The sequence below is a fragment of the Paraburkholderia phenazinium genome, assembly GCF_900141745.1.
Lineage (GTDB): Bacteria > Pseudomonadota > Gammaproteobacteria > Burkholderiales > Burkholderiaceae > Paraburkholderia > Paraburkholderia phenazinium_B.
This window is the reverse complement of the sequence record NZ_FSRM01000001.1, coordinates 1,079,692-1,092,984: the sequence shown is the minus strand read 5'-3', so window position 1 is coordinate 1,092,984 and position 13,293 is coordinate 1,079,692. Positions and strand designations below refer to the sequence as shown.

The 13,293-nt window shown below is 62.2% G+C and carries 13 protein-coding genes and 1 pseudogene; 8 read left to right on the top strand and 6 right to left on the bottom strand.

Annotated features, from left to right (window positions below; genetic code table 11):
- Positions 1 to 5: 5 nt before the first annotated feature.
- Positions 6 to 518 (bottom strand): pantetheine-phosphate adenylyltransferase, encoded by a 513-nt coding sequence (gene coaD / locus BUS06_RS05140; RefSeq protein ID WP_074263288.1) that lies wholly within the window; start codon positions 516 to 518, stop codon positions 6 to 8.
- Positions 519 to 631: 113 nt separating this feature from the next.
- Positions 632 to 1,246, bottom strand: a complete 615-nt coding sequence (rsmD, locus tag BUS06_RS05135; protein ID WP_074263287.1) for a 16S rRNA (guanine(966)-N(2))-methyltransferase RsmD — start codon at positions 1,244 to 1,246, stop codon at positions 632 to 634.
- 248 nt (positions 1,247 to 1,494) lie between these two features.
- On the opposite strand from rsmD, the gene ftsY reads away from it, so the two are divergent.
- Positions 1,495 to 2,679, top strand: coding sequence for a signal recognition particle-docking protein FtsY (gene ftsY / locus BUS06_RS05130; protein WP_074263286.1), 1,185 nt, complete (start codon positions 1,495 to 1,497; stop codon positions 2,677 to 2,679).
- A 132-nt stretch (positions 2,680 to 2,811) separates the two neighbouring features.
- Here the strand turns inward: ftsY and maiA are convergent, their stop codons facing one another.
- Together maiA and BUS06_RS05120 are read right to left on the bottom strand one after the other, a co-directional pair.
- Positions 2,812 to 3,456 (bottom strand): maleylacetoacetate isomerase, encoded by a 645-nt coding sequence (maiA, locus tag BUS06_RS05125; RefSeq protein WP_074263285.1) that lies wholly within the window; start codon positions 3,454 to 3,456, stop codon positions 2,812 to 2,814.
- A gap of 28 nt (positions 3,457 to 3,484) precedes the next feature.
- The gene (locus tag BUS06_RS05120; RefSeq protein ID WP_074263284.1) at positions 3,485 to 4,183 is read right to left on the bottom strand and encodes a fumarylacetoacetate hydrolase family protein; all 699 of its coding nucleotides are present in this window, start codon (positions 4,181 to 4,183) and stop codon (positions 3,485 to 3,487) included.
- 318 nt (positions 4,184 to 4,501) lie between these two features.
- Here BUS06_RS05120 and ybiB point away from each other — a divergent pair, with 318 nt between their 5' ends.
- Both ybiB and leuA read left to right on the top strand, forming a co-directional pair.
- Complete coding sequence (ybiB, locus tag BUS06_RS05115) at positions 4,502 to 5,476, top strand: DNA-binding protein YbiB (protein WP_074263283.1); 975 nt, start codon at positions 4,502 to 4,504, stop codon at positions 5,474 to 5,476.
- A 406-nt stretch (positions 5,477 to 5,882) separates the two neighbouring features.
- Complete coding sequence (gene leuA, locus BUS06_RS05105) at positions 5,883 to 7,631, top strand: 2-isopropylmalate synthase (RefSeq protein WP_083611346.1); 1,749 nt, start codon at positions 5,883 to 5,885, stop codon at positions 7,629 to 7,631.
- A 125-nt stretch (positions 7,632 to 7,756) separates the two neighbouring features.
- On the opposite strand, the gene BUS06_RS05100 is transcribed toward leuA, so the two are convergent.
- A complete protein-coding gene (locus BUS06_RS05100) occupies positions 7,757 to 8,143 on the bottom strand; it encodes a nuclear transport factor 2 family protein (RefSeq protein ID WP_074263282.1) in 387 nt (128 codons plus the stop codon).
- Positions 8,144 to 8,186: 43 nt separating this feature from the next.
- Positions 8,187 to 8,326, bottom strand: a pseudogene (locus tag BUS06_RS38135) (acyloxyacyl hydrolase); the annotation flags it as partial.
- Between the two features lie 411 nt (positions 8,327 to 8,737).
- Between BUS06_RS38135 and rpoH the strand changes: the two are divergent.
- The 5 genes from rpoH (at position 8,738) to cydX (ending at position 13,192) form a co-directional block, all read left to right on the top strand.
- Positions 8,738 to 9,673, top strand: coding sequence for an RNA polymerase sigma factor RpoH (gene rpoH / locus BUS06_RS05095; RefSeq protein WP_074263281.1), 936 nt, complete (start codon positions 8,738 to 8,740; stop codon positions 9,671 to 9,673).
- A 303-nt stretch (positions 9,674 to 9,976) separates the two neighbouring features.
- Positions 9,977 to 10,237 (top strand): cytochrome oxidase putative small subunit CydP, encoded by a 261-nt coding sequence (gene cydP / locus BUS06_RS05090; protein WP_074263280.1) that lies wholly within the window; start codon positions 9,977 to 9,979, stop codon positions 10,235 to 10,237.
- Positions 10,227 to 11,825, top strand: a complete 1,599-nt coding sequence (locus BUS06_RS05085; RefSeq protein WP_074263279.1) for a cytochrome ubiquinol oxidase subunit I — start codon at positions 10,227 to 10,229, stop codon at positions 11,823 to 11,825. The genes cydP and BUS06_RS05085 overlap by 11 nt, the downstream gene beginning before the upstream one ends.
- A 53-nt stretch (positions 11,826 to 11,878) precedes the next feature.
- Positions 11,879 to 13,015: a cytochrome d ubiquinol oxidase subunit II gene (gene cydB, locus BUS06_RS05080; protein WP_074263278.1), complete on the top strand. Its 1,137-nt coding sequence runs from the start codon at positions 11,879 to 11,881 to the stop codon at positions 13,013 to 13,015.
- 57 nt (positions 13,016 to 13,072) lie between these two features.
- Positions 13,073 to 13,192 (top strand): cytochrome bd-I oxidase subunit CydX, encoded by a 120-nt coding sequence (cydX, locus tag BUS06_RS05075; protein WP_074263277.1) that lies wholly within the window; start codon positions 13,073 to 13,075, stop codon positions 13,190 to 13,192.
- Positions 13,193 to 13,293 lie beyond the last annotated feature (101 nt).

Here is a 13,293-nt window from a genome sequence, read left to right as displayed (position 1 = left end):
GCTGGTTAGGACTGTCCCGCCTGGCGGTTGTCCTGATCCAGCAAAGCCACCTTGTCCTTCAGCCACTTTTCCACGGACGGGAACACAAACTTGCTGACGTCGCCGCCCAGCTGCGCGATCTCGCGCACGATGGTGCCGGAGATGAACTGATACTGGTCCGACGGCGTCATGAACATGGTCTCGACGTCGGGCAGCAGATAGCGGTTCATGCCGGCCATCTGAAACTCGTATTCGAAGTCCGACACGGCGCGCAGGCCGCGCACGATCACACGGGCGTTGTTGGTGCGGACGAAATCCTTCAATAGCCCCTTGAAGCTCATTACCTGCACATTCGGGTAATGACCGAGGACTTCGTGAGCGATATCGAGGCGCTCTTCGAGCGTGAAGAACGGCTTCTTGTTGCGGCTGTCGGCGACGCCTACCACCAGCGTGTCGAAAATGCTCGACGCGCGCCGAACGAGGTCTTCGTGACCGCGCGTCAGCGGGTCGAACGTACCCGGGTACACGGCGACTACCATGACACTTCTCCTCTCTTCAGACAAATGGGCACGTCAAGCACGCCCGCAGGGCGCGTTTGCCGCCGGTCGCGCGCGTGACGGCTAGCCGTCCGGCGCTTGTTTTGGAACGCGCATTATTCCTCATTTTCGCGCTGCAGCAAATGATAGTGGACCGCCCCAGCCTTCCCCTGCCGAACGATGGTCCAGCCCGCCAGCGCGGGCGTCTGTGCGACGTCGAGCGCATCGCCGGCTTCCACATAGAGGAATCCTTCGGCGCTGACGAGCGGTGCCGCCAGTTCCAGCGCGCGGCCCAGCAGGTCGGAATCGAACGGCGGATCGAGGAACACCACGTCGAACGAACCGGGTGCGAGGCTCGCCGCGAGGCGCAGCGCGTCCGCTTCGGCCACTTCTATGGTGTTGGGCGCGAGGCGCGCCTGATTGGCACGCAATTGCCCGGCCGCCTTACCGTGGCGCTCGACCATCAAGACCCGTGCCGCGCCGCGCGAAGCCGCCTCGAAGCCCAGCGCCCCGCTGCCGGCGAACAGATCGAGGCAACGCTGGCCGTCAAGGCGCTGACCGAGCCAGTTAAAGAGCGTTTCCCGCACGCGGTCGGGCGTAGGACGCAGGCCGTCGAGGTCGAGGACAGGCAACGGTGTGCGCTTCCAGTCGCCGCCAATGATGCGGATGGCGTGCGGTTTGCCGCGGTGAGACGGAGCAGCGGGCGCGCGGGAGGTAGAGGGACGAGGCATGCAGATTCGAACGGTTAAACGGTTAGGCAGTTACCCACAGACGCTTTTGCACTAGGGTTGGAGAGGCAACGTTACCACAGGGTGAAAAGCATCTCACCCTGGCCGGACGGCTAATGCGGCCAGATCAGACATGCCTGATAAAATAAGCGCCTTCCAGCGCCTTGCATCCCGCATTGTCACGCTGCCTGCCGCTGCCACCGGGCCCAACCGGCTGCGCGCACCGGCGCTCGCTCTCACCACGCCAGAACATGTTCAGCTTTTTCAAACGATTCAAGGGTTCGAAAGACCCTGACGCGACGCCCGAGGAATCGCAGACGGCGCAGGAATCCGTCGCTCCGCAAGCCGAAGCCGCCGCGGCACGGCCGGCCGTGCCTGCTGCACCAACCGCCCCGCGGCCCGTCAGCAACACTGGCACGCAAGCCGCGCCCGTGAGCGACTTCGAGCCGCTTGTGCCCCTGCAAGCGCAGCCTGAAGAGGAAACCGCGCTCGAAACCGTGGAGATCGTGCCGCCGCCGTTGCCCGAAGCTGCGGCCAAGCGGTCCTGGCTCACGCGCCTGAAAACCGGTCTGTCCAAGACCAGTTCGAACCTGACCGGCATCTTCATCAACGCCAAGATCGACGATGACCTCTACGAGGAGCTCGAAACCGCCCTGCTGATGTCCGACGCAGGTGTCGACGCCACCGAATTTCTGCTCGAATCGCTGCGTGAAAAAGTCCGCGCTGAGCGTCTGACTGAGCCGCAACAGGTCAAGGCCGCGCTACGCACACTGTTGATCGACCTGCTCAAACCGCTCGAGAAATCACTGATGCTCGGCCGCGCCCAGCCGCTCGTGATGATGATCGCGGGGGTGAATGGCGCCGGCAAAACCACTAGCATCGGCAAGCTCGCGAAGCATCTGCAGAGCTTCAACCAGTCGGTGCTGCTGGCCGCAGGCGACACCTTCCGCGCCGCCGCGCGCGAACAGCTCGCGATCTGGGGCGAACGCAACAACGTGACGGTCGTGTCACAGGAAAGCGGCGATCCGGCCGCGGTGATCTTCGACGCGGTCGGCGCAGCTCGCGCGCGCAAGATCGATGTGCTGATGGCCGACACGGCCGGACGTCTGCCAACCCAGTTGCATCTGATGGAAGAGTTGCGCAAGGTCAAGCGCGTGATCGGCAAGGCAATGGACAGCGCCCCGCACGAAGTGCTGCTCGTGATCGACGCCAACACCGGGCAGAACGCGCTCACGCAAGTAAAAGCGTTCGACGATGTGCTCGGGCTCACAGGTCTGATCGTCACCAAGCTCGACGGCACGGCCAAAGGCGGCATTCTCGCGGCCATTGCACGGCAACGGCCGATCCCGGTTTACTTCATCGGCGTGGGCGAGAAGGTGGAGGACTTGCAGCCGTTCAGCGCCGAGGAGTTTTCTGACGCGTTGCTCGGCGGCTAAACAGCGCGGATGGGCATCTCGCCGGCGTGAGTCGCAAGATCGCAGCACCAACAAAGAGGGCGCTCCACGGAGCGCCCTCTTTGTTGGTGCCATACCTGGCCACAATGGCTCAGCGGCCCATTGACTCCCCCCTCACTCCGCATCCGGTTGCACACCGGGCGCCGCGCGCGCAAACGCATCAAGCTGCAACGCCTGATCGTGAATGCGATGAATCGTCGGAAAACGATTCAGGTCGATCTTGAAGCGCTGCGCGTTGAACACCTGCGGCACGAGACACGCATCGGCCATCGTCGGCGTATCGCCGAAGCAGAACTTGCCGGTGCGCGAATCGCTCGCCAGATGCTCTTCGAGCGTCGTGAAACCCGCCTCGACCCAATGCCGGTACCACTCGTCCCTGGTTGCGTCGTCGGCGCCTACCGTGTGCTTCAGATATTTCAGCACGCGCAGATTGTTCACGGGATGGATCTCGCAGGCCACCTGCAGCGCCACCGAGCGCACATACGCGCGATCAACCGGCGACTTCGGCAGCAACGGTGGCTCCGGATGCGTTTCCTCCAGATACTCGATGATCGCGAGCGACTGCGTCAAAACGTTGTCGCCATCCACGAGCGTGGGCAGGATCGCATCCGGATTCAGCCGGCGATAAGCCGGCTTGAGCTGCTCGCCGCCATCGCGCAGCAGATGCACCGGCGCATAGTCATACGGCAGCCCCTTCAGATTCAAGGCTATCCGCACGCGATACGCCGCCGAGCTACGAAAATAGCTATAAAGCTTCATATTTATCTGTCTCCTCCCTGCAGCAGCTTCAGACGACGCGTACGCTGAATTCGCCGAGTCCGTCCACGCCGCCCTTCATCGTGTCGCCCTTCACGACAGCGCCCACGCCTTCGGGCGTGCCCGTGAAAATCAGATCGCCGGGCTGCAGTTCGAACAGCGTCGACAGATACGCAATCGTCTCCGCCACCGACCAGATCAGCTGCGACACATCCGAGCGCTGCTTTTCTTCACCGTTGACGGTGAGCCAGATCGCGCCCTTATCGACTTGTCCAATCTTCGAAACCGGATGGATCGGGCCGAGCGGTGCCGAGTGGTCGAAGCCCTTCGCGGTATCCCAGGGGCGGCCCAGCTTCTTCGCTTCAGCCTGCAAATCGCGCCGCGTCATATCGAGCCCGAGCGCGTAGCCATACACATGTTCCAGCGCCTCTCCGACCGGAATGTCTTTGCCCGGCTTGCCGATCGCCGCGACCAGTTCCATTTCGAAGTGGACGTTCTTCGATTGGGCCGGGTACGGAAATTCGCCAGTCTCGCCCGGAGCGACATAGACGACGGCATCCGCGGGCTTGCTGAAGAAAAACGGCGGTTCACGGTCAGGATCGTGCCCCATCTCGCGCGCGTGCGCTTCGTAATTACGGCCCACGCAGTAAATACGACGCACCGCGAATTGATCGCTGGACCCGACGACCGGCACCGCGACTACCGGTGCGGGAGCAAACACGTAACTCATCCCGTTCTCCAATCTTTAGTAAGCGCCGCGAGCGCGGCAATAAAGCATTGAGTTTAACGCGAGGGTGAATGGGCTGCGCGCGAACCCGGCAGTCCAGAGAGGCCCAGCGGTGGCGCCCGGCATGAGATGAGCCGCTGACGCTTGCAGCCCTGTGTCAACTTGCGGAAACGCCATAGATGCGATACTCACTACAGATACCGCTGCGGGTATATCTGCGAATAGCGCAACCGATCCCGCCGCAGACAACGCGAACACCCTTTGAATACCGTGGCCGACGCCGTCAATGGCGCGCCTGGCCACCCAGCCCCACTAAGCCCGATGACCGAATCCGCCGATACCGCCGTCCCCGACTTCCCCTGCGCCCGCTTTATCAAGGAGATTGGCCGCGGCCCGAACGGCGCACGCGCGCTGACGCCCGAAGACACGCACGCGCTCTACAGCGCGATGCTCGACGGACGCGTCTCCGATCTCGAACTCGGCGCGGTGCTACTGGCATACCGGGTCAAGGGCGAAACCGCTGACGAGCTCGCCGCGATGCTGGCGGCCGCCCACGCCTCGTTCGAGCCGATCCAGATTGCACACAGCGCCTACCGGCCGGTTTCCATCCCCAGCTACAACGGCGCGCGCAAGCAGCCGAACCTGGTGCCGCTGCTCGCGCTGCTGCTGGCCCGTGAAGGGGTGCCGGTGCTCGTGCACGGCGTCACTGAAGACCCGGGCCGCGTGACCAGCGCCGAGATCTTCACCCATCTGCAGATCGCGCACGCGCAGGACCATGCGCAGATCGAAGACAGCCTCGCCTCGCGCCGTCTTGCCTTTGCGCCGATCACCGCGCTCGCGCCGAAGCTCGCGCGCCTGCTGGCGCTGCGCCGCCGGATGGGCGTGCGCAATTCCACGCATACGCTCGTCAAGATCCTGCAACCGTTCGCGCCGCCCGGGCTGCGGCTCGTGAACTACACGCATCCACCCTATCGTGACGCCCTGACCCAATTGTTCGTCACTCATCCGGATGCGGCCGCAGGTGGTGCGCTGCTCGCACGCGGCACAGAAGGCGAAGCCGTCGCCGATACGCGCCGGCAGGTGCAGATCGACTGGCTGCATGACGGCATCTGCGAAACACGCGTGGCCGCCGAGCGCTCCTCGGCAGACGCCCCCGAAGTCGAGTTGCCCGAAGCACGCGACGCCGCTACCACCGCTGCGTGGATCGATGCCGTACTGCGCGGCGAAGCGCCCGTGCCGAGCGCGATCGAACGGCAGATTGGCGTGATCGCGGAGATCGCCCGAATCTCGGCGTGACGGGCTTCGCGCGGGCGTTACGGCGCTTCACGCGAGGCTGCGCAACGATCCATTGTGCGCATCCGCGGTTGACACGCTGCGGCCCGCTCGCATACATTTGACTCATGCGTTCCCTCCCGAACACCCTCCGAATTACCTCCGGCCGCCTAGCGCGGCCCCTATCGCTACGTCTAGCGTAAGCCAGGCGTAGCGCCGCGCGTTGGCCGCCCCAGCGGTTCAAAGCCGGTCCTCAAAGTAGTCCCGCAGTTTCCGTTGCACCCCAAACCGTAGTTCCTTTTACAACCTGTCAGTCGTTTGTATTCGTCCGTTTACCGTTCGGACGAATCGCGAAGGTCGCATCCGTGGCAACCCGCCAGCCGCTCGAGGCCACGCCCCTTTGCATACGACAGAACGAACGAGGCTCATCATGTTGCGCAATCCCGCTGAAAAATACCGGCCGTTCCCCGCCGTCCGTTTGACCGGCCGAAAATGGCCCAGCCGCACGATCCAGCAAGCCCCCATCTGGATGGCCACCGACCTGCGCGACGGCAACCAGTCGCTGATCGAGCCCATGAGCATCGCGCAAAAGCTCGAGTTCTTCGAGATGCTGGTCCGGATCGGCTTCAAGGAAATCGAAGTCGGCTTTCCGTCGGCCTCGCAGACCGACTTCGATTTCGTGCGCAAGCTGATCGACGAGAAGCGCATTCCCGACGATGTGACGATCCAGGTGCTCGTCCAGTCGCGCGAAGAATTGATCGCGCGCACCTTCGAGGCGCTCGAAGGCGTGCCGCGCGCGATCGTCCACTTGTACAACGCGATCGCACCGGCGTTCCGCAAGATCGTCTTCAACCAGTCGAAAGACGAAGTGAAGGCGCTCGCGGTCGAAGGCACGCGGCTGATCAAGCAGTACGCGCAAGCACGGCCGCAGACGCACTGGATCTACCAGTATTCGCCCGAGACCTTCAGCATGACCGAGCTGCCGTTCGCCCGCGAGGTGTGCGACGCCGTCGCCCAGACGTGGCGGCCCACGCGCGATCACAAGATGATCGTTAATCTGCCCGCTACGGTCGAAGCCGCGATGCCGAACGTGTACGCCGATCAGATCGAATGGATGGACCGCAATCTCGGCTACCGGGACAGCATCGTGCTGTCGGTGCATCCTCATAACGATCGCGGCACCGCGGTCGCCGCCGCCGAACTCGCCGTGCTGGCGGGCGCGGATCGCGTCGAAGGGTGTCTCTTCGGGAATGGCGAGCGCACCGGCAATGTCGACCTCGTCACGCTGGCGATGAATCTTTACACCCAGGGCATCGACCCTGGCCTCGACTTCTCGAATATCGACGCGGTACGCCGCGTGGTAGAGCGCTGCAACCAGTTGCCGGTGCATCCGCGCCATCCGTATGCGGGCGATCTCGTCTATACGGCGTTCTCGGGATCGCACCAGGACGCGATTCGCAAGGGCTTTGCCCAGCAGAAGCCGGACGCCGTGTGGGAAGTGCCCTATCTGCCGGTCGACCCGGCCGACGTGGGCCGCAGTTATGACGCTGTGATCCGCGTGAACAGCCAGTCGGGCAAAGGTGGCTCGACCTACCTGCTCGAACGCGGCATGGGCTTCACGCCGCCGCGCCGCGTGCAGATCGAGTTCAGCCACGCGGTGCAGGCCGCCACAGATATCAGTGGCGCCGAGATCAGCGGTGAGGCGATCTGTGCGTTGTTCGCCCGCGAGTACTTCGAGACCGCAGGGCCGGCGCGGCGGGTCAACGCTTCAACCGTGCGGTGGGAAGATCGCGACGTCAATGTGGCGGCGACGAATCGGCCCCGTGCGCCGTCCGAGGCGCAAGGGGCGCAAGACGCGCAGCATGCGCCGCACGAGCAACACGCCCGGCGCGTCGCCGCCGCGTTCGCTGCAGCTGCGGGGCGGACGATTGAGGTCATCTCGTTTGAAAGCACGCGTACCACCGATGGGCGCACGGCGGTGTTCGTGGGCTGCAGGGTCGGGGAGCAGGCGGTCCGTTACGGCGTTGGAGTTAGCCCGGAACCTGCGACGGCGGTCGTGGATGCCGTTGTCAGCGCGGTGAACCGGGCAATCGGAACAAACGAGGCGGCCGGGACAGATATGGCAGAAGTGGTAAATCCGGCGGTGTGGCAAGAGCGCGACCGTAGAGTCGCGGCCTGACGGCAACCGGCTGCTCAACTCAGACGCAAAAGCAGACAACAACCTTAAGAGAGCGCGGCACGATCTGCCGCGCCTACGAGCACGGGTCGCTCACCCAGCGTCCCGGCGAGAGAAGCCCACCGGCCTCACTCGATCGCGCAACGCGTTGCCTGCCATGCGACCAGCCGCCACTCACCGTCTTCCTGCGCATGCAGTGCCGTATAGGCAATCGGGAACAGCAACGCGCCGTTGTTCGCCTCCATCTCGATGAGCGCTCGCCCCGTGACGATCACACAGGTTTCACGCCCCACCGGCAGCACCTCCTGTGACTGGATCTCGATCTGCCGATAACGACGGCGCCCCGCCGTGATTCCGTCGATGAACTGCCGCTTCGTTTCCCGTTTGCCATTCGTGTGGACATAGCTGACGGTCTCGGAGAGCAGCGAGTCGAGCAACGGTCCGTTGCCATCGACCATCGCTCGAAAGCGGTCGCGCTCGAGCCCACGAATCGCCTCGATCACCTTTGCGGACATTGCTCAGCCCCTTTGCCTCGACGGGCCGACAGCGGCCGCGGTCTTAGAAGTTACGTTGCAAATATAGCTGGCTGAAATTTATACCAGGTTTGGGCTCTTTGATACCGCCGTTCGCGAAGGGCACCAAAACCGGTAGACCGCCAGACACTGCTGCCGACATACGAAGCCCGCCCCCACGTCAGCTGTCGAAGGGACGCTGGAACATTGCGGCGCGGCCGCGATCCAACTTCAATCGCGGTACCCACCGCGCATAAATTGCCCTTGAAAAAGCCGGTCCTGCACCCCATATACCGAAAGCCACGGGCGCAAGAAATCATAAGAAGAAAGTCGGAATTCAGCAGACCAATACTCGAAAAGGCCGAAAACTGGTGACAGTTCACCAAGGTGCCCCCATCCAGAGCAAATCCTACGCTCATCCCCGTCAAAGCGTAGAAAGCGTATGATGCTATTGAAAATCAAATTTCGATAGCCAGGCGGGAACCATGATACCCCCACACACTCTAAGTATTAGCACTCGGATATTGAGAGTGCTAACATCCACGCTGGAGTCGAAGTTCGACTGAGCTTTTGGCTGATTCCAAAGGAGTTTTCTACGTGAGCAACGCAATGACCCTTCCGAGTACTCTGAGCCCGTCGTCGGCTAAGGCCGCTTCGGCAGGTGCACTGGCGCTCTCGCATTCTTCGCTGCTGCCCGGTCAACTGGGCAATATCGACGCCTACATCCAGGCCGTGAACCGGATTCCGATGCTGACGCCGGCGGAGGAACGACAGTTCGCCACCGAATTTCGCGAGCAGGGTAACCTGGAGTCCGCGCGCCGCCTCGTCCTGTCGCATTTGCGACTGGTGGTGTCGATCGCGCGCAACTATCTGGGCTATGGCCTGCCGCATGCCGACCTGATCCAGGAAGGCAATATCGGCCTGATGAAGGCCGTGAAGCGCTTCGATCCGGAGCAGAACGTGCGTCTCGTGTCGTACGCCATGCACTGGATCAAGGCCGAGATCCACGAATACATCCTGCGCAACTGGCGCATGGTGAAGGTCGCCACCACCAAGGCGCAGCGCAAGCTGTTCTTCAACCTGCGCAGCCACAAGCAGGGCTTGGGCGCGTTCACGCCGGACGAGATCGAAGGTCTCGCCAAGGAACTGAACGTCAAGCGCGAGGAAGTGGCCGAGATGGAAACGCGCCTATCCGGTGGCGATATCGCACTGGAAGGTCAGGTGGAGGACGGCGAGGAATCGTACGCGCCGATCGCCTATCTGGCCGATTCGCATAGCGAACCGACCGCCGTGCTGGCAGCGCGTCAGCGCGACAAGTTGCAAAGCGACGGCATCGCCAGCGCTCTCGAATCGCTGGACGCACGCAGCCGCCGGATTATCGAAGCCCGCTGGCTGCAGGTGCAGGATGACGGTTCGGGTGGTTCGACGCTGCACGACCTGGCAGACGAATTCGGCGTGTCGGCCGAGCGCATTCGCCAGATCGAGGCGAGCGCCATGAAGAAAATGCGCAGCGCATTGAACGAGTACGCTTAACGCAAAATAGCGGCACTCGGCGCCGTCAGATACTAGTCCGCGCCCTGTAAGACATCAGCCCTGCCCTCGTAAGACGGCGGGGCTTTTTCATTTACCACGTCGCAACCCCACCCCATTTCCTTGACGTAGCGCAAGGTTGCTTGTATTAGTGACGTGGACGGCATGCTTACGCGACCCAATGCCACAGTCGCGAACTTCCTCGCTGCCAGCCCCTATCTTAATATCGTTATGCATTCTCCAAGCCGTCTGCGCGGCCTGGATCCGGCCGGGTAAACCGGTGTGAAGTCGAACCATCGACCGATCATGACCATAACGCTACACGAGAGGACTCCGCCTCGCCCTGCCCTGCGCGCGCGAATCGCCGCCTGGGCACGCGGACCGACCTTCGGGCGAGATATCGCCATCGTGCTTGCCATCAAATTTGCACTCCTGATGGTGCTCAAGTACGCGTTTTTTAATCATCCCATGGCGGAGAACATGTCCATGCCGCCCGCGCTCGTCGCGCAGGCGCTGCTCTCCGCGCCCGCCCCGCATCCGTCTCAAGGTGATCAACATGCCCGGTAGCGAAGTCGTCGACCTCTCGCGTCTCCAGTTTGCGGTGACGGCGCTTTATCACTTTTTGTTCGTACCCCTTACGCTCGGACTGTCCTGGCTGCTCGTCATCATGGAATCCGTCTACGTGATGACCGGCAAGCAGATCTACAAGGACATGACGCAGTTCTGGGGCAAGCTGTTCGGCATCAACTTCGCGATGGGCGTCACCACCGGTCTCACGCTGGAGTTCCAGTTCGGCACCAACTGGTCGTACTACTCCCATTACGTCGGCGATATCTTCGGCGTACCGCTCGCGGTCGAAGGGCTGATGGCGTTCTTCCTCGAGTCGACCTTCGTCGGCCTGTTCTTCTTCGGCTGGCCACGGTTGTCACGGGTGCAGCATCTGATCGTCACCTTCCTCGTTGCACTGGGTTCGAACCTGTCCGCGTTGTGGATTCTGGTCGCCAACGGCTGGATGAACAATCCGGTCGGCGCCGAGTTCAACTACGAAACCATGCGGATGGAACTGTCGAGCATCTACGCGGTGCTGTTCAATCCCGTTGCACAGGTGAAGTTCGTGCACACGGTTTCCGCCGGCTATGTGACGGCTTCGATGTTCGTGCTCGGCATCTCGTCGTGGTACCTGCTCAAGCGGCGCGACACGGAATTCGCGCTACGCTCGTTCGCGATAGCGGCGGGCTTCGGCCTCGCATCGACGGTCTGCGTGATCGTGCTCGGCGACGAATCCGGCTACCGCACCGGCGAAGTCCAGCAGGTCAAACTCGCCGCCATTGAATCGGAATGGGAGACCGCGCCGGCGCCCGCACCATTCACGATATTTGGCATCCCGAACCAGAAGGAGGAGCGGACTGACTACGCGATCCGGATTCCATACGCGCTCGGTATCATCGCAACGCGTTCGCTCGATGAGCCGGTGCTCGGTCTGAAGGATCTGATCGCGCAAAACCAGCTGCGCATCAAGGACGGCATGATTGCGTACGGCGCGCTGCAGCAGCTCAAACAAGGCAATGCCACCGACGACGCCAAGGTCGCCTTCGCGCTGCACAAGGACAATCTCGGCTACGCGCTGATGCTCAAGCAGTTCACACCCAACGTCACGGATGCCACGCCGGACCAGATCGCCCAGGCGGCGAAGAAGACGATTCCGCCGGTGTTGCCGGTGTTCTTCTCATTCCGCATGATGGTTGGCCTCGGCATCCTGTTCCTCGTGACCTTCCTGCTCGCGTTCTGGTTCTGCGCGCAGCGCTCGCTGCTGCTGGACAAGCGCCGCTGGTTCCTGCGCTGGGCCGTGTGGGCGATTCCATTGCCGTGGATTGCGGCGGAATTCGGCTGGATCGTCGCCGAACTGGGGCGTCAGCCGTGGACGATTGCAGGCATCCTGCCCACCGCGCTGTCGGCTTCGAGCCTGACGGCCTCGGACCTGTATCTGAGCATCGGCGGCTTCGTGGTGTTTTACACGGCGTTGTTCGTGATCGAAATCACGCTGATGTTCAAATACGCGCGGCTCGGTCCGTCGTCATTGCATACGGGACGGTATCACCATGAGACGCCGCCACAGGGTCAGCCGTCCAAGCCGCTGAGTACCACTGTTGCATGATCGGCCATCAGACTGCGCAAGCTGTCCTAGCTGTGTAAAAGGGAAAAATCATCATGGATTACGCAACCCTCAAAGTGATCTGGTGGGTCCTGATCGGCGTCCTGCTGATCGGCTTCGCCGTTACCGACGGCTTCGATATGGGCACAGCCATCCTGCTGCCGTTCATCGCGAAGACCGACTCCGAGCGGCGCATCGTCGTGAACACCGTCGGCGCGACGTGGGAAGGCAACCAGGTCTGGTTCATCACCGCAGGCGGCGCGATGTTCGCAGCATGGCCGCTCGTCTACGCGGCTTCGTTCTCGGGCTTCTACTTCGCGATGCTGCTGGTGTTGTTCTCGCTGTTCTTCCGGCCGGTGGGCTTCGACTACCGCAGCAAACGCGAAGACCCTCGCTGGCGTAGCGCGTGGGACTGGGCGCTGTTTGTCGGCGGCTTCGTGCCGGCGCTGGTGATCGGCGTCGCCTTTGGCAACCTCCTGCAAGGCGTGCCGTTCGCATTCGATACCGACCTGCGCGTCACCTATCACGGCAGTTTCTTCGCACTGCTGAATCCGTTCGCCGTGTTGTGCGGGCTTGTCAGCGTGTCGATGCTGGCCGCGCACGGCGCTGCATTTGTGAAGATGAAAACGGATGACGTGATTGCGCGGCGTGCCTCGTTAGCCTTGCGCATCGCGTCGCTCGCTGCTGTGGCGTTGTTCCTGCTCGCTGGCGTGCTGGTGGCGACGTTGATCGGCGGCTATCAGATCGTCGACGCGGCGCCGTTCGATACGGTAGCCAACCCGTTGCTAAAGAGTGTGATCGGCGCACCCGGCCTGTGGCTCACCAACTACTCCACCTACCCGTGGATGGTCGCGGCACCGGTAATCGGCGTGGTGGGCGGTGTGCTGGCATTGCTGCTCGCGAAGTCACGCTTCGAGAAGAGCGTGTTCATCTGCACCTGCCTGATGATCGTCGGCGTGATCCTGACGGCTGGCTTTTCGATGTTCCCATTCATCATGCCGTCGTCATTGGATGGACGCAGCAGTCTGACGGTGTGGGACTCGACCTCGAGCCAGATGACGCTGCAGATCATGCTGATCGCGGTGATCATTTTCTTGCCGATCATCCTGATCTATACGAGCTGGGTGTACCGCGTGATGCGCGGCAAGGTGACTGCGGCCGCACTCGAAGAGAACCGGCATTCGATGTATTGAAGCCTTTATTTGTATGACGCAGCGGAGCCGATTGAAACGGACTCATAGGAGCGAATGATGTGGTATTTCAGCTGGATTCTCGGTATTGGCGTAGCGCTCTCGTTTGGCATTATCAACGTGATGTGGCTTGAATCGAACCGTCCGGGAGAGGCCGCCGCGAAGCGCAAGGCGGATTGAGTAGTAGTGACAGCGCCCGCGTGAATCGCAAACACGGACAGCGGTAAACGAAGAACGGCACCCTTGGGCGCCGTTCTTCGTTTCAGCATCACTCAGCGCAA

Excerpts from the sequence above, each read along its gene's own strand:
- BUS06_RS05085 (WP_074263279.1), top strand. The coding sequence starts at position 10,227 with ATGCCCGGTAGCGAAGTCGTCGACCTCTCGCGTCTCCAGTTTGCGGTG.
- cydX (WP_074263277.1), top strand. The coding sequence starts at position 13,073 with ATGTGGTATTTCAGCTGGATTCTCGGTATTGGCGTAGCGCTCTCGTTT.
- BUS06_RS05120 (WP_074263284.1), bottom strand. The coding sequence starts at position 4,183 with ATGAGTTACGTGTTTGCTCCCGCACCGGTAGTCGCGGTGCCGGTCGTC.
- cydB (WP_074263278.1), top strand. The coding sequence starts at position 11,879 with ATGGATTACGCAACCCTCAAAGTGATCTGGTGGGTCCTGATCGGCGTC.
- maiA (WP_074263285.1), bottom strand. The coding sequence starts at position 3,456 with ATGAAGCTTTATAGCTATTTTCGTAGCTCGGCGGCGTATCGCGTGCGG.
- leuA (WP_083611346.1), top strand. The coding sequence starts at position 5,883 with ATGTTGCGCAATCCCGCTGAAAAATACCGGCCGTTCCCCGCCGTCCGT.
- ybiB (WP_074263283.1), top strand. The coding sequence starts at position 4,502 with ATGACCGAATCCGCCGATACCGCCGTCCCCGACTTCCCCTGCGCCCGC.
- cydP (WP_074263280.1), top strand. The coding sequence starts at position 9,977 with ATGACCATAACGCTACACGAGAGGACTCCGCCTCGCCCTGCCCTGCGC.
- rsmD (WP_074263287.1), bottom strand. The coding sequence starts at position 1,246 with ATGCCTCGTCCCTCTACCTCCCGCGCGCCCGCTGCTCCGTCTCACCGC.
- BUS06_RS05100 (WP_074263282.1), bottom strand. The coding sequence starts at position 8,143 with ATGTCCGCAAAGGTGATCGAGGCGATTCGTGGGCTCGAGCGCGACCGC.
- coaD (WP_074263288.1), bottom strand. The coding sequence starts at position 518 with ATGGTAGTCGCCGTGTACCCGGGTACGTTCGACCCGCTGACGCGCGGT.
- ftsY (WP_074263286.1), top strand. The coding sequence starts at position 1,495 with ATGTTCAGCTTTTTCAAACGATTCAAGGGTTCGAAAGACCCTGACGCG.